The organism is Micromonospora aridisoli (genome assembly GCF_056150025.1).
In genome coordinates this window covers 195,323-209,572 of record NZ_JAXCFK010000010.1, presented here as the reverse complement: position 1 = coordinate 209,572, position 14,250 = coordinate 195,323, and the positions used below count along the sequence as shown (strand labels likewise).

Annotated in this window: 15 protein-coding genes; 4 read left to right on the top strand and 11 right to left on the bottom strand. The window is 70.7% G+C overall.

Annotated features, from left to right (window positions below):
* Positions 1–91: 91 nt before the first annotated feature.
* Together SM447_RS21690 and SM447_RS21685 are read right to left on the bottom strand one after the other, a co-directional pair.
* On the bottom strand, positions 92–616 hold the full coding sequence (locus SM447_RS21690) for a methylated-DNA--[protein]-cysteine S-methyltransferase (protein WP_474574663.1): 525 nt from the start codon (positions 614–616) through the stop codon (positions 92–94).
* Positions 617–666: 50 nt separating this feature from the next.
* Complete coding sequence (locus tag SM447_RS21685) at positions 667–2,172, bottom strand: AlkA N-terminal domain-containing protein (RefSeq protein ID WP_474574662.1); 1,506 nt, start codon at positions 2,170–2,172, stop codon at positions 667–669.
* Between the two features lie 131 nt (positions 2,173–2,303).
* Between SM447_RS21685 and SM447_RS21680 the strand changes: the two genes are divergently transcribed.
* The 3 genes from SM447_RS21680 to SM447_RS21670 all read left to right on the top strand — a co-directional run bounded on the left by SM447_RS21680 (position 2,304) and on the right by SM447_RS21670 (position 4,969).
* Positions 2,304–2,789 carry a hypothetical protein gene (locus SM447_RS21680; RefSeq protein WP_474574661.1) on the top strand — a complete coding sequence of 162 codons (486 nt, stop codon included), beginning with the start codon at positions 2,304–2,306 and terminating at the stop codon, positions 2,787–2,789.
* 86 nt (positions 2,790–2,875) lie between these two features.
* A complete protein-coding gene (ychF, locus tag SM447_RS21675; RefSeq protein ID WP_474574660.1) occupies positions 2,876–3,961 on the top strand; it encodes a redox-regulated ATPase YchF in 1,086 nt (361 codons plus the stop codon).
* 123 nt (positions 3,962–4,084) lie between these two features.
* Positions 4,085–4,969, top strand: coding sequence for an LPXTG cell wall anchor domain-containing protein (locus SM447_RS21670; RefSeq protein WP_474574659.1), 885 nt, complete (start codon positions 4,085–4,087; stop codon positions 4,967–4,969).
* A gap of 70 nt (positions 4,970–5,039) precedes the next feature.
* Here the strand turns inward: SM447_RS21670 and SM447_RS21665 are convergent, their stop codons facing one another.
* The 4 genes from SM447_RS21665 to SM447_RS21650 all read right to left on the bottom strand — a co-directional run bounded on the left by SM447_RS21665 (position 5,040) and on the right by SM447_RS21650 (position 7,530).
* Entirely contained in the window at positions 5,040–5,762 is a 723-nt protein-coding gene (locus SM447_RS21665; RefSeq protein WP_474574658.1) for a SanA/YdcF family protein, read from the bottom strand.
* 113 nt (positions 5,763–5,875) lie between these two features.
* A complete protein-coding gene (locus tag SM447_RS21660; protein WP_474574657.1) occupies positions 5,876–6,610 on the bottom strand; it encodes a class I SAM-dependent methyltransferase in 735 nt (244 codons plus the stop codon).
* A gap of 223 nt (positions 6,611–6,833) precedes the next feature.
* Complete coding sequence (locus tag SM447_RS21655; protein ID WP_474574656.1) at positions 6,834–7,196, bottom strand: PH domain-containing protein; 363 nt, start codon at positions 7,194–7,196, stop codon at positions 6,834–6,836.
* Between the two features lie 28 nt (positions 7,197–7,224).
* A complete protein-coding gene (locus SM447_RS21650; RefSeq protein ID WP_474574655.1) occupies positions 7,225–7,530 on the bottom strand; it encodes a 4a-hydroxytetrahydrobiopterin dehydratase in 306 nt (101 codons plus the stop codon).
* Positions 7,531–7,714: 184 nt separating this feature from the next.
* Here SM447_RS21650 and SM447_RS21645 point away from each other — a divergent pair, with 184 nt between their 5' ends.
* Complete coding sequence (locus SM447_RS21645; RefSeq protein ID WP_474574654.1) at positions 7,715–8,173, top strand: (deoxy)nucleoside triphosphate pyrophosphohydrolase; 459 nt, start codon at positions 7,715–7,717, stop codon at positions 8,171–8,173.
* Between the two features lie 51 nt (positions 8,174–8,224).
* Here the strand turns inward: SM447_RS21645 and SM447_RS21640 are convergent, their stop codons facing one another.
* From SM447_RS21640 to SM447_RS21620, 5 genes are all read right to left on the bottom strand, one after another.
* Entirely contained in the window at positions 8,225–8,446 is a 222-nt protein-coding gene (locus SM447_RS21640; protein WP_474574653.1) for a hypothetical protein, read from the bottom strand.
* A 219-nt stretch (positions 8,447–8,665) separates the two neighbouring features.
* Entirely contained in the window at positions 8,666–9,736 is a 1,071-nt protein-coding gene (locus tag SM447_RS21635) for a succinate dehydrogenase/fumarate reductase iron-sulfur subunit (protein ID WP_474574652.1), read from the bottom strand.
* Positions 9,736–11,700 (bottom strand): fumarate reductase/succinate dehydrogenase flavoprotein subunit, encoded by a 1,965-nt coding sequence (locus SM447_RS21630; RefSeq protein ID WP_474574651.1) that lies wholly within the window; start codon positions 11,698–11,700, stop codon positions 9,736–9,738. The genes SM447_RS21635 and SM447_RS21630 overlap by 1 nt, the downstream gene beginning before the upstream one ends.
* A gap of 11 nt (positions 11,701–11,711) precedes the next feature.
* Positions 11,712–12,518 (bottom strand): hypothetical protein, encoded by an 807-nt coding sequence (locus SM447_RS21625; RefSeq protein WP_474574650.1) that lies wholly within the window; start codon positions 12,516–12,518, stop codon positions 11,712–11,714.
* A 272-nt stretch (positions 12,519–12,790) separates the two neighbouring features.
* Positions 12,791–14,236, bottom strand: coding sequence for a TldD/PmbA family protein (locus tag SM447_RS21620; RefSeq protein WP_474574649.1), 1,446 nt, complete (start codon positions 14,234–14,236; stop codon positions 12,791–12,793).
* Positions 14,237–14,250 lie beyond the last annotated feature (14 nt).

The following is a 14,250-nucleotide window of genomic DNA, read 5'->3' as shown; positions in this document are numbered from 1 at the left end:
GCCCGGCGCGCGGCTGCGGGCGGATCTGTGTCGCGTAGCGTGACGATTGCTGAGGGTGATGCAATGCCGGCGTCATCCATGGACAGAACACCTAACCGCGCCGTTCATGGTCGAGGAGCCAGCGTTTCACCGACAGCCCCCAGCGGTAGCCGCCCAGCGTCCCGTCGGTGCGCAGCACCCGGTGACAGGGGACGAAGAGCGCCGCGGCGTTGCGGGCACAGGCCGCCGCGGCGGCACGTACCGCGGCGGGGCGACCGGCCAGTGCGGCGTACCCGGTGTAGGTGACTGGCTCGCCTGGCTTCACGTCACGCAGCACCTGCCAGGCGTGGGACATGAACACGCCGCCGGTGTGCTGGTCGACCGGGACGTCGTCGATCGCGGCCAGATCGCCGTCGAGGTAGGCGGCGACGGCGGCGGTGACCGGGCCGAGGTCCGGCCGTCGTCGCGGCTCGCCACGCAGGCTCGGGTGCACGAGCGGCAGCAGCATCGCCGGGTCCGCGGTGAAACCGGCCGCCCGCACCGCGCCGTCAGGTCCGGTCAGGACACTGAACGGCCCGACAGGAGTGTCGACGACCGTGCTGTCGATGGTGCTGCTCGCGCTGATCACGCTGGTCATGGTGCTCTCCAAGGTCGGGCTGGATGGGCTCATGCTGGCCGCGAGGCGGCTCATGCTGATCGCCAGAGACGGATCACCGCGTACGACCGCCATGGGCGCCAGCGGGCGGCGTACGTGTCGAGGGCCTTCGGGTTGTCGGGAAGACCGAGGGCGGCGGCGCCCCGACGGACCGCGAGGTCGGTGGGGAGGAACGCGTCCGGGTCGCCGAGTGCGCGCATGGCCAGGTAGCCCGCCGTCCAAGCGCCGATGCCCGGGATCGTGGTCAGCCGCCGCGTCGTCTCCTCCCGGTTCCCGCCCGGCTCCAGGTCAAGCTCGCCGGCCGCCACCGCCCGGGCCACCGCCCGGATCGTCTCCCGCCGCCCCGCCGGCATCCGAAACCCCGAATCCGCCACCTCCAGCACCTCCTCCGCCGTGGCGAACCCCCGCAGCGTCCCACCCCGCGCCCACTCCGGTTGATCAAGAGTTTCGCGCCGTCCGGAGGCGCTCTCGGAGGCCAGAATTCCTTGATCACCATTGCCGTCGGGGCGGTCCCCGTGGGTAAGGAGGTGGGTCAGGGTCGTGCGGGCCGAGGCCAGGGAGACCTGCTGGGTGGCGATGGCGCGGACGGCCGCCTCGAAGCCGTCCACCGCGCGGGGGACACGTACCCCCGGCTCCGCCGTCACCGTCGCGGCCAGCGCGGGGTCGGCGGCGAGCGTCTGGTCGACGGCGACCGGGTCCGCGTCCAGGTCGAACAGGTGCCGGCAACGAGCCACCGCGGGGGCCAGGTCGCGCAGGTCGGTCAGGCGCAGCGTAGCCGCCACGTAGCCGTCCGCCGGAATCAGCTCGGCCTCGCCTGGGCCGTGCGGCAACCGCAACCCCCGCCGGTACGTCCCGTCGACGACCTCGTCCACCCCCGGCAGCGTGCGCCGGGCGAGGAAGTCGAGCAACGCGGCGGCGTGCAACGGCGGTCGGTACGCCAGCCGCAGGGTGACGGTGCCCGCCCCACCGACCGTCGTGCCGTTGCGGGTACGCAGCTGTGACGGGGACGCGCCGTAGACCTCGCGTACGGTGTCGTTGAACTGCCGGACGCTGCCGAACCCGGCGGCGAACGCGATCTCGGCCAGGCCCAGTCCGGTCGTCTCGATCAGGGTGCGGGCGGTCTGGGCGCGTTGGGCCCGGGCCAGCGCCAGCGGCCCCGCGCCGAGTTCCGCCCGCAGCAGGCGATGCAGGTGCCGCTCGGTGTAGCCGAGCCGGGCGGCCAGCCCGGGTACCCCGTCACGGTCCACCACGCCGTCGGCGATCAGCCGCATCGCGCGGCCCACCACGTCGGCGCGTACGTCCCACTGGGGTGAGCCCGGGGAAGCGTCCGGGCGGCAGCGACGGCAGGCCCGCAGCCCGGCGCGCTGGGCCGCCGCCGACGAGGGGAAGAAACGCACATTCTGTCGCTTCGGGGTCATCGCCGGACAGGACGGCCGACAGTAGATCCCGGTCGAGGTCACGCCGGTGTAGAACCAGCCGTCGAACCGCTGGTCACGGCTGTCGACGGCCCGGTAACACCGCTCGAAGTCCAGTTCCACGTCACCGATGATGCCCCTGCTCCCGCCCGCCCGGCTCGCGGAAATCGGACCAGGCCGTACAGCTCCTCGATCATCGAAAGTGTCGGTTGTGGTGGGTAGCGTGCGGCCACCAACTCCAGAAGGGTGCGGCAATGGTCAGCGTGGCGGGTCGGGCGACGTCGGGACACGAGCACCCCCCGCTCGACACGACAGTGGTGCAGAGCTTCTACGACCGCATGCGTGCCGTGGCCCCCGCCGCTGTCGGGGCGATCGAGCGGGACCGCGCCGATGACCCCGGTCGCGCCTTCGGCGACACCGCCTGCGGGCGACTCGTAGGCTCGCTGGACCACGACGGAATCCGCGCGCTGGGGATGTGGGTGCACCACTGGTGCATGCGCTTCTACGACGACGACACCCGGGCCGCGCTGCGGCTGCTCCGGGAGATCGCGGCCCGGCCGGCGCTGGGCTGGACGGCCGACGAGGTCCACTGGATGCTGCGTGAGTCGTACGCTGCCAGCCCGGTGGCCGCCGACCGGTTCGCGTTGCCGCTCGCCGCAGCGGGTGAACTGGCGCCGCGGGTGCTGCCTTTCGCGGGGAGCGGGCCGCCGCGCCAGGCCGTTCCTGCCGAGCGGGACTGACCCCACTTCATTCGAGCGCCCCCTGCGTCGGCCGCGCCGGGCCTACCTGCCCGGGTGGGGCGGTGGAGCGCGTAAGCTGGCTCGTCGTGAGTCTCACCATCGGCATCGTCGGCCTGCCCAACGTCGGCAAGAGCACCCTGTTCAACGCGCTGACCAAGAACGACGTGCTCGCCGCGAACTACCCGTTCGCGACCATCGAGCCCAACGTCGGCGTGGTCGGGCTGCCGGACGAGCGGTTGCACAAGCTCGCCGAGATCTTCAGCTCGCAGAAGGTGATCCCGGCTCCGGTGTCGTTCGTCGACATCGCCGGTCTGGTACGCGGGGCGTCCAAGGGGCAGGGGCGGGGCAACGCGTTCCTGGCCAACATCCGGGACGCCTCGGCGATCTGCCAGGTGGTGCGGGCCTTCTCCGACCCGAACGTGGTACATGTCGACGGCAAGGTCTCCCCGGCCGACGACATCGAGACGATCAACACCGAGCTGATCCTCGCCGACCTCCAGACCTTGGAGAAGGCGCTGCCCCGGCTGGAGAAGGAGGCCAAGCTCCGCAAGGACCGGGCCGCCGCGGTGGCCGCCGCCCGCCAGGCCGTCGAGGTCCTGGACGGCGGCACCACCCTGTACGCGGGCGCGGTGGCCGCCAGCATCGAGCTGGAGCACCTGCGTGAGCTGCACCTGCTCACCACCAAGCCGTTCCTGTACGTCTTCAACGTCGACGAGGCCGAGCTGAACAACGCCGAGTTCCTCGCCGAGCTGCGGGCGCTGGTGGCACCGGCCGAGGCGGTCTTCATGGACGCCAAGATCGAGTCCGAGCTGGTGGACCTGCCCGAGGAGGAGGCCCGCGAGCTGCTGGAGTCGATCGGGCAGTCCGAGCCAGGGCTGGACCAGTTGGTCCGGGTGGGCTTCCGGACGCTCGGTCTCCAGACGTACCTCACCGCCGGCCCCAAGGAAGCGCGGGCCTGGACCGTGCCGATCGGCGCGACCGCGCCGGAGGCCGCCGGGGTGATCCACTCGGACTTCCAGCGCGGCTTCATCAAGGCCGAGGTCGTCTCCTACGCCGATCTGGTCGAGGCCGGTTCGATGGCCGCGGCCAAGGCGGCGGGCAAGGTTCGCATCGAGGGCAAGGAGTACGTCATGCAGGACGGCGACGTCGTGGAGTTCCGCTTCAACGTGTAGGCGGCGAGCGATCCGGAGCGCCCTCGAAACGTTGCTCTCCAGATCGACCGATGGCGTTCTGCTCGGCTTAACCCGGTGCCGGTATCGTGACGCGGTCATCGACGGACATCCACGGGGGTTTCCTTGACCACGTCTCGTTCTGCCCTGCTCGCGCTCAGCGCCGCACTGTTCGCGGCCGGTCTCGCCGCCGCACCGGCCTCCGCTGCTCCGGCCCAGCCGACGTCCGACTCGGCGAGGCTCGCGGCCGGCACCGAGCAGCTTCCGCAGATTGACGGCCGCCGCGGCTACCGGGTTGGCCAGGGTGCGGACGTACCCGCCCTGATCGGCGTGACCAACAGGGGAGACGCGCCGGTCGACGGCCTGGTCGTCCACGTTCGGATCCTCAACGACCTGGACTTCTCGAAGACCTACGAGAACTGCTGGTATGCCGTCGACAGCAACCTGGAGTCGGCCTGGTGCGAGTTCGACGTCGCGCTTCCTCCGGGCGCGAGCCTGGCGGCGCTGGGCGCCGGCATCTCCACGAAGCCGGACGCCCGGCCGGAGAACATCTCCTCGATCATCCACTTCTGGCGCAGCGCGGAGTACGTCGACCGACTCGGCGGCATCCAGAAACTGGCAGATGGCTGGGCCGGGCAGGGGACCAGCGCGGTCCGGGGTACCGGCGCGCCGTTGACCCTGGCCACCCCGTCGGCGCCGCTGGTGGAGCTGGAGCCACCGAACCCGCTCGGCTTCGTCGGCGTCGTACTCGAGACCACCCCGACGCCGACCCCGACGGCCACGCCCACCGCGACCCCGACGGCCACGCCGACCCCGAACCCCACCGGAACGCCGACGGACGTCCCGCCGGCCAGTCCGGGCGTTCCCGGCGACGACGACGGTCAGGGCGGCGGGCTGCCGGTGACCGGTGCGTCTACCGCAACGGTGGTCGCCGCCGGCGGGATGATGCTGCTGCTCGGGGGAGTCGCCTACCTGGTCGCCCGGCGCCGCCGTACCCGCTTCGTCGCGTAGCGCCGGCCGCTCTCGTGGCCTGACCAGCGTCGCCGGGTGGCCGACCTTGCCCGGGTCGCCGGGTCGACTCTCAGCCGGTGCTCAAGGCGTCGTCGATGCCGGTCTCGCGGTTGCCGAGGTGTACCGGGTCGCGGCCGGAGAGCACGTCCAGCGCGGCTTTGAGGCCGGCGCCGTACTCGCGGGCAGAGCTGATCCGCCAGGTGCGGTGGCTCAGCTCGCGGGCGGTCTCGTCACCGACGCCGTTGGCGTCGATGCCGAGATGACGGCAGACCGTGACGGCGCGGGCCAGGTGGAACTGCTGGGTCACCACCGTCGCCCGGTCCACCCCGAAGATCCGCTTCGCACGGGCGCACGAGTCGTACGTGTCGAAGCCGGCGTGGTCGAGCACCACCTTGTCGGCCGGCACGCCCTGCTCGACCAGCCAGCGCTGCATCGCCTCGGGCTCGTTGTACTCGTGGCGCATGTTGTCGCCCGAAACCAGGATCGCCCGCACCTTGCCGGTGGCGTACAACTCGCGGGCGATCTCCAGGCGGGCGGCGAGGAACGGGGCCGGGGTGCCGTCGGGCTGCACCCGGGTGCCGAGCACCAGGGCCACCGGCGCCTCGGGCACCGTCGCCGCCAGGTAGGTGTGCCCCTCGGCGCCGGACCGGATCCAGTTGACGCTCGCCCAGCTCGCGGTGACCAGCAGCAGGGCGACCGCTGCGCCGGCCAGCAGCGTCCGGCGTAGCCACCGGCCCCGACCGCGGTCACGGATCTGGCGCAGTCGGCCCAGGAACGACGTACGGGTCGGCATGAGGCAAAGTATCCCGGGTCGACGCCAGCCCGCGGCCGGTGGCGGGGCGGCCCTGCTGTGGCGCGTTGATGCGGGTCCGGGTGCCGGGCCCGGCACCCGGACCCGCATCGTTGTCACCCGAGCCGGTAGACCGAGATGTGCGAGGTGCTGTCCGGGCCGAAGGGCGTCCGGTCCCAGTCGGCGTACCGCTCGGCGAGCCGGAGTCCGGCCCGCTCCGCCAGTTCGTCGATCTGCTCCGGCCACAGGTAACGCATCGCGAACGGGTGCAGGTGCACCCCGGCAGCGTCGAACGTGATCGTCTGCCGGAGGAACGTCTGCGCCGCACGGTCGTACCTGTGCAGCCTGATGGTGGCCGAGTCCTCGGTCACCTCCCGGATCTGCACCTGCTCGTCCCGGTCGAAGTCCGCCGGATCGGGCACGAACGTCTCGATGACGAACGCGCCGCCGGGAGCGAGCACCCGCGCGACGTTGCGGAAGCAGTCCGCCTGCCGCTCTGCCCGTACCAGGTTGAACAGGGTGTTGAAGACCAGGTACGCCACGGTGTACGGACCGGTCACCGGCACGTCCGCCATGTCGCCGATGGCCACCGGGATGCTCGCGCCGCCGGGCTTGGCCCGCATCTTGGCGACCATCTCCGGCGACGCCTCGACCCCCTCCACGGTGATCCCGCGCTCAGCCAGCGGGAGGGCGACCCGTCCCGTACCGATGGCCAGTTCCAACGCCGGCCCCTCGCCGGCCAGGCCGGCGAGGAAGTCGACCGCTGGCGCCGGGTCGGGCAGGCCGCCCGGCAGGTCGTAGGTGTCGGCCCAGAGCCGGCCGAAGTGTCCCGGGTCGTCGAAGACCGACATCAGCGGCCTCCGTCGTTGCTACCGGCGCCGCACGGCACCTTCTTCGCTGATTTCCACGTACGCACGAAGCCTCGATTCGACGGGGTTGACGGTGTCTGCTCGCTGGACGGGTGTCGTGGCGTGCCTCATGTCGTCGCTCCCTTCGTGCGGTTCGCTCGTGAGTCAACGGCCCTGCTGGCCGGGCGGCAACTGAATTCACCCGGGCTCGGCAGCTCGCGGCTGGTCAGCTGATGTAGTGCAGGATGACGTTGTGCACGTGGTGGCTCTTCTGGTCGCCCCGGAACTCCACCTCGTAGGTGTGCGTGCCGACGTGGACGGCGATCGCGCCGGTGGAGAAGAACGAGCCGCCCCAGGACTTGTTGCTGACCACGCTCACGCTGGTGATCTTCGAGTACGGGATGCTGGTGATCGCATACTTCTTGCCGACGAACGAGCGGTCCTGGATGATGACGCGCCGGTTGGTCAGGCCGATGAAGCCGGTACCGGTGCCGATGGCGTCGTAGACGGCGATGATCTGTTCCCCGTCGAGCAGCCCGCTCTGGATCTGCTGGAACTGCTCCTTGCGGTCATAGGTCGCGTTGGCCATGGCGCCCACGGTAGGCAGCGTGCGCCAGTCAGTCCTCGGTCACCGCGCGGTAGGCGTCCTCGATGCGGGCTGCCAGCAGGACCTCGCCCTCGGAGAGCGGCACGTTGTCGTGTCCGACCCGGATCTGGGTGTGATCGGCGCGCCGGCTGATCTCCGGGCGCAGGTGCAGCGCGTCGGCGACCACCTTGACCCGCTCGGTCAGCGCCGCGTGCTGCGTGTCGTCGATGACGAGGGTGCGTCGGATCTGCTCACCCTCACGCGTCCAACCGGACAGTAGGGTGAGGGCGTCGCTGAGGTAGTCGTGCTTGGTCCGACCGCCGAACAGCGCACGCATCACCGCACCTCCCAGGCTTCGTTGCCGGCTTGTGGCCAAATCGTCGCCGCCCCGTGTCTTTGTCGGTGCTCTCTAGTCTTACGTCGCACGGAGGGTGTGTCCACGCCCACACTTCCGGGTATTCCTGGCCTGACGGACGACCAAGCTACCCAAACCGCCGATTGATCTGGCACCCTGGACGCCCGTGCGGACCGAACGGGCGAACGGCGGCGGACACGCCGTACGGCGCGATCCGAAGGTGATCGTCGGCGCGGCAATCATCAGGGACGGGCGGGTGCTGGCCTGCGCCCGTTCCGCCCCGCCGGAGGTGGCGGGCATGTGGGAGTTCCCTGGCGGCAAGGTGGAGCCGGGGGAGAGCGAGACGGTGGCGCTGGCCCGTGAGTGCGTCGAGGAGCTGGCCGTACGCGTGGAGATCGGCGAGCGGGTCGGCCGGGACGTCCGGATGGCGCACGGCCGGTCGGTGCTCAAGGTGTACGCGGCCCGCCTGCTGCACGGCGACCAACCGCAGGCGCTCGAACACTCCGCCCTGCGCTGGCTCTCCGCAGCCGAACTGGACACCGTCACCTGGCTCCCCGCCGACGCCCCCATCGTCGCCGCCCTCCGCCCTCTCCTGTCCCCACCCCAACCCCACCCTCTGCGTTGATCATGAGGTTGGCGGCAGTATTCGATCTCCACGATGCCGCTAACCTCATGATCAACGGCGCTGGGACGTGGAGAGGGGTTGGCAGACGATCCAGGGGATGTAGGCCGGGTCGAGGGTGTCCTGCCAGGTGGAGCGGAGGATCTTCCGGCCGGCGTGCGGGCCTTGATCGTCCGCCTCCGCGATCACTCTGGGAGCACGCCAGCCGAGGTCGCCAACGCCGAGCAGGTGTCCGTCGTCGTCGCGTATCTCAATCTGCAGCGCGTCAGGCGGCACCCGACCGTCGACACAGCGCAGCCTGGTGCGGGTCTCCAGCGGGGACTGGGCCCCGCAACCCGCCGAATCCGTCCCCGTCTATCCACCCCCGAGCCTGCCGACCCACCCACGCCTACCGCAGCCCCTGTGGATAACCCTGTTGATCATGAGGTTAGCGGCATCGTGGAGATCGATTACTGCCGCTAACCTCATGATCAACGCGGGAAGTGCGGGGCGGTGTCAGTGGTTGCGTTCGTCCTGGTCGGGGTGGGCGAAGTTGAGGTGCTCGGGGGGGAGCGGGAAGGTGACGTCGTCGCCGAAGGGCGAGGGGGCGGCGGCGCGGTCGAAGGTGAGCTCCGTCAGGGGGAGCTTGCCGCTGGCGTCCACCGCGGGCGCGGTCGGGTGGGGGACCTCCCGGTGCCAGTTCACGCCCTGCTGGGCCTGCACCTCGGCCTGGGCGTCGTGCGAGCCGCCGGCGTGTGAGTGCACACCGCCGCCCGCGGCGCTGGAGCGCACCGCGCCCGGGGAGTGTCCGCTGGTCACGCTGGTCTGAGGCACCTGACCCCTCCGGAAGATCTTGCTACCGAGCCACACAAGTGGATCGTACCTGCGGTCGACGACCCGCTCCTTCATGGGGATGATCCCGTTGTCGGTGATCTTGATGTGCTCGGGGCAGACCTCGGTGCAGCACTTGGTGATGTTGCAGAAGCCGAGGCCCTGTTCGGTCTGCGCGTAATCCTTGCGATCGGTCCTGGTGTCCAGCGGGTGCATGTCCAGTTCCGCGGCCCGGATGAAGTACCGGGGCCCGGCGAACGCCGGCTTGTTCTCGTCATGGTCCCGGATCACGTGGCAGACCGTCTGGCACAGGAAGCACTCGATGCACTTGCGGAACTCCTGCGAGCGCTCCACGTCGACCTGCTGCATCCGGTAGTCACCGGGGGACAGGTCGGCGGGCGGAGCGAAGGCGGGCGTCTCCCGTGCCTTCTCGTAGTTGAACGACACGTCGGTGACCAGATCCCGGATGACCGGGAACGTGCGCAACGGGGTCACCGTGATCGTCTCGTTCTCCTCGAACGTCGACATCCGGGTCATGCAGCCGAGCTTGGGCATCCCGTTGATCTCCATGGAGCAGGAGCCGCACTTTCCGGCCTTGCAGTTCCACCGGCAGGCCAGATCGGGCGCGTCGGTGGCCTGCAACCGGTGGATCACGTCGAGGACCACCTCGCCCTCGTTGACCTCGACCGTGTAGTCCTGCAGGTCGCCGCCCTCGGCGTCACCCCGCCAGATCCGGAACTGGCGCTTCGTACCCATCAGCGGTTCTCCTTCTCGGCGTCGCCCTCGGCGGCGACAGCGGCGGCGGTGGCGTCGGCGGCGACGAAGGCGTCGAACTCGGTGAGCTCCTCGTCGGTGAGGTATTTGGCCAACTCCGCCCGGTCGAAGAGGCCGACCAGTTCGGGGCGCATCTTCGGCAGCGGCTTGCGCTCCAGCCGGACGGTGTCGCCCATCAGCGAGCAGACCAGGTTGATCCGGCGCCACTGCGGATCCATGGTGGGGAAGTCCTCGCGGGTGTGGCCGCCGCGCGACTCGCGGCGCTCCAGCGCCGCCTTGGCGGTGCACTCGGAGACGACCAGCATGTTGCGCAGATCGAGCGCCAGATGCCAGCCCGGGTTGTAGCGCCGGCCGCCGGAGGCGCTGACCTTCGCCACCCGCTCGCGCAGCTCCGCCAGGCGGACCAGCGCGTCCTCCAGCTCGGCCTCCCGCCGGATGATGCCGACCAGGTCGCCCATCACCGCCTGGAGGTCCTGCTGGAGGGTGTACGGGTTCTCGCCGGTGTCCCGCTGCAAGGGCGCCAGCGCCGTCTCCACCGCGTTCTCCACCGCGGCCACCGCCACCCGGGGTCGGCCGGTGAGCTGGTCGACGTAGGTGGCCGCGTGCCCTCCGGCGCGCTTGCCGAAGACCAGCAGGTCGGACAGGGAGTTGCCGCCCAGCCGGTTGGACCCGTGCATGCCGCCGGAGACCTCACCCGCGGCGAACAGGCCGCGTACCGAGCCGTACGCGGCGCCGCTGTCCGGGTCGACCTCCACGCCGCCCATCACGTAGTGGCAGGTCGGGCCGACCTCCATCGGCTCCTTGGTGATGTCGACGTCGGCCAGCCCCTTGAACTGGTGGTGCATCGACGGCAGGCGACGGCGGATCTCCTCGGCCGGCAGCCGGGAGGCGATGTCCAGGTAGACGCCGCCGGCCGGCGTACCCCGACCGGCCTTGACCTCGCTGTTGATCGCCCGGGCGACCTCGTCGCGGGGCAGCAGTTCCGGCGGACGCCGGTTGTTGTCCGGGTCGGTGTACCAGCGGTCCGCCTCCTCCTCGGTCTCCGCGTACTGCTTGCGGAAGACGTCGGGGACGTAGTCGAACATGAACCGCTTGCCCTCGGAGTTCTTCAGGACGCCACCGTCACCACGGACCGACTCGGTGACCAGGATGCCCTTGACCGACGGGGGCCAGACCATCCCGGTGGGGTGGAACTGGAGGAACTCCATGTTGATCAGGGTGGCCCCGGCGCGCAGCGCCAACGCGTGACCGTCCCCGGTGTACTCCCAGGAGTTCGAGGTGACCTTGTAGGACCGGCCGACGCCGCCGGTGGCGAGCACCACGGCGGGCGCTTCGAAGAGGACGAACTCGCCGGACTCCCGGTAGTAGCCGAAGGCACCGGCGACGCGGTCACCGTCGAGCAGCAGCTCGGTGATGGTGGTCTCGGAGAAGACCTTGATCCGCGCGTCGTACGAGCCGTGCTCGCGCTTGTCCTCCTGCTGCAACGAGACGATCTTCTGCTGGAGGGTGCGGATCAGCTCCAGGCCGGTCCGGTCGCCGACGTGGGCCAACCGGGGGTACTCGTGGCCACCGAAGTTGCGCTGCGAGATCTTGCCGTCCTTGGTGCGGTCGAACAGCGCCCCGTACGTCTCCAGTTCCCAGATCCGCTGCGGCGACTCCTTCGCGTGCAGCTCCGCCATCCGGAAGTTGTTGAGGAACTTGCCGCCGCGCATGGTGTCCCGGAAGTGCACCTGCCAGCTGTCCCGGCTGTTCACGTTCCCCATGGCCGCGGCGGCGCCGCCCTCGGCCATCACCGTGTGCGCCTTGCCGAACAGCGACTTGGAGATGATGGCGGTCTTCTTGCCGGCCAGCCTGGCCTCGATCGCCGCGCGCAGGCCGGCGCCGCCGGCCCCGATCACGACGACGTCGTAGTGGTGTCGTTCGATGCGAGTGGTAGTGGTCGTCATGTCAGGGGCCCTCAGTTGATGAACCGCAGGTCGGAGATCCACCCGGCGGCGACGGACATGACGTAGAAGTCGGTCAGCGCCAGCGTGCCGAGCGTGATCCAGGCGAGCTGCATGTGCCGGACGTTGAGCCAGGAGATGTAGCCCCAGGCCCGGTAGCGGACGGGATGCTTGGAGAAGTGCTTGAGCCGCCCGCCGATGATGTGACGGCAGGAGTGGCAGGAGATTGTGTACGCCCAGAGCATGACCACGTTGCCGAGCAGGATCAGGTTGCCCAGCCCGAAGCCGAAGCCCTCGGGGCTGTGGAAGGCCAGGATCGCGTCCCAGGTGTTGATCAGCGAGATGATCGCGGCGAAGTAGAAGAAGTACCGGTGCGAGTTCTGCACGATCAGCGGGAACCGGGTCTCACCGCCGTAGGAGGCGTGACCGTCGGGCACCGCGCAGGCCGGCGGCGAGAGCCAGAACGACCGGTAGTACGCCTTGCGGTAGTAGTAGCAGGTGAGCCGGAACAGCAGCAGGAACGGCAGGGTGAACGCGGCGTCCGGGATGATCCACCAGCCGGGCAGGTACTGCCCGAAGTGGGAGGCCTCCGGCAGGCACCGGTCGGTCACGCACGGGGAGTAGAACGGGGTCAGGTAGTGGTAGTCCTCGACCCAGTACCACTTGTGCATGAAGACCCGGACCGTCGCGTACGCTACCCACGCGCTGAGCCCGATGACGGTGATCAGCGGGGCAAACCACCAACGGTCCGTCCGCAACGTCTTCGCCGCGATGGCGGCGCGTGCGCGCACACCACCCGGTTTCGTTGCCGATGATGTCATTCGCGTCGTCTCCCTGACGGGGCCCTGTCACGGGCGGCGGAACACTTCCGGGGCGGCGTGCGGACCGGGCGAACCCGCCCCCGCGCACCGCGTCATGCGCACACCAACGACCGCACCGGGCGTACCGGAGCAGCTAAGTGACACACGTTACGCCGATCTAGGCGGGCCGTCCGCGCAAGGCAGTGTCCCGTGTGTCCCGCTCTTTGGAAAGCCTCCTGCCAAGATCGATATGCGAGCGTGCGGAAAAGATCGTCCAGCGGCGGACGGGCCAATCAGCCGGACGCACCCCCGGTGAAGTTCCACGAGGCCAGCCGCAGCGACGGCGCTTCCCACCAGCCACCGTCCACGCGGTCCGGCAGGCGTACCGCCCGCCGGCCCAGTTCCAGCACCGCGCCGGGTCCGAGCGCCCGAGGGTACGACTCGGTGAAGCGCAGGTCGCGGACCGCACGGGTCACCTGACCGTCCTCGACCAGCCACAGTCCGTTGCGGGTCAGGCCGGTGACGGCCAGGCTCAACGGATCCAGGACCCGGGTGTACCAGAGGTCGCTGACCAGCAGACCACGCTCCGTCCGGGCGACCAGTGCGGCGGTGTCCGGGTCGGCGATCGCGCCGCCCACGGCCGAGTCGGCGGTGCCCAGGCTTTCGGTGACGCCGGCCGCGCCGGTCCCGTCGGCCGTCCTGCCGGCGGGTCGCAGCCGCAGGTTACGGGGGATCGGGCCGAAGGTGGTCCCGCCTACCCAGGCGTGACCGGTCGAGGAGACACCCACCTCGGCGGCGCTGCGCCGGTCGTGGGCCACGGCGACGGTGGTGCCGGCGTCCACCAGGGTCAGTGCCCGGCTCGGCGTGCCCTCCAGATCGAATGGCAGCCCCGAGGCGGCGAGCGGGTCGTCGACCAGGGTCACCGCGCGGTCGAACTGGGCCGCGCCGGGCACGGCGAACGACTGTCGCTCGGCGTACCGCCGGCCGTTGAAGCCGTACCAGGCCAGGTTCTGCAGGAGGTCCGCGACGGCCGCCGGCTCCAACACCACCGGGTAACGCCCGGGTGGCAGCTCGACCGGGTGCGCCGCGGCGCGTGCCTTCTTGGCGGCCCGCCGGCCCAGCTCGGCACCGTCGAGATCGGCGATCCGGTCGACGTGGTGCCGGGCCGTGCCGTCCGCGCCACCGGTCCGGGCGATCCCGTCCATCGCCGCCTCGGCCGCCTGCGCGCTGGCCGAGTGGCCGGTCGAGTTGGCGAACGCCGCCACCCGGAACCCCGTGCGGCAGTAGCCCGCGGTCTCCAGGCCGCCGGCCGCGTCGACGAACGCCCGGACCAGGGCGGCCCGCTCGTCCGGCCCGGCGTGGGCGGTGGCCGGATCCCACCCGGGTGCGGGAGCCACCGGCGTCGCGGAGCTGAGCCCCGGCCAGGCCGGATCCGGTGGAGCGAAGCGAGTCGCCGTCAGCACCCGCTCCACCAGCGCGCGCAGCCCGGCGGCGGTGACCGCGTTTCCGCTGCCGGTGGCGGTACGCCCGGCCAGGTGCACCTGCAGCCGAACCTCCACCGAGGACCCGGCGACGTTCTGGTGGATCGCCGAGTTGGCGAACCGGGTCAATGCCGACTCGGCCCGGGTCACCGTCACCTCGGCCTGTGCGGCGGCCCCGGCCGACCGGGTGACCAGATCCACCACGTACCCGGCGACGTCCAGCTCGGTGTCACCGGCCCACGCCGGGACGCCACTCACGCCACCGCCTCGCT

Coding starts and splice junctions, on each gene's coding strand:
- SM447_RS21690 (WP_474574663.1), bottom strand. CDS start 616: ATGACCAGCGTGATCAGCGCGAGCAGCACCATCGACAGCACGGTCGTC.
- SM447_RS21680 (WP_474574661.1), top strand. CDS start 2,304: ATGGTCAGCGTGGCGGGTCGGGCGACGTCGGGACACGAGCACCCCCCG.
- SM447_RS21665 (WP_474574658.1), bottom strand. CDS start 5,762: ATGCCGACCCGTACGTCGTTCCTGGGCCGACTGCGCCAGATCCGTGAC.
- SM447_RS21660 (WP_474574657.1), bottom strand. CDS start 6,610: ATGTCGGTCTTCGACGACCCGGGACACTTCGGCCGGCTCTGGGCCGAC.
- SM447_RS21655 (WP_474574656.1), bottom strand. CDS start 7,196: ATGGCCAACGCGACCTATGACCGCAAGGAGCAGTTCCAGCAGATCCAG.
- SM447_RS21650 (WP_474574655.1), bottom strand. CDS start 7,530: ATGCGTGCGCTGTTCGGCGGTCGGACCAAGCACGACTACCTCAGCGAC.
- SM447_RS21635 (WP_474574652.1), bottom strand. CDS start 9,736: ATGGGTACGAAGCGCCAGTTCCGGATCTGGCGGGGTGACGCCGAGGGC.
- SM447_RS21630 (WP_474574651.1), bottom strand. CDS start 11,700: ATGACGACCACTACCACTCGCATCGAACGACACCACTACGACGTCGTC.
- SM447_RS21625 (WP_474574650.1), bottom strand. CDS start 12,518: ATGACATCATCGGCAACGAAACCGGGTGGTGTGCGCGCACGCGCCGCC.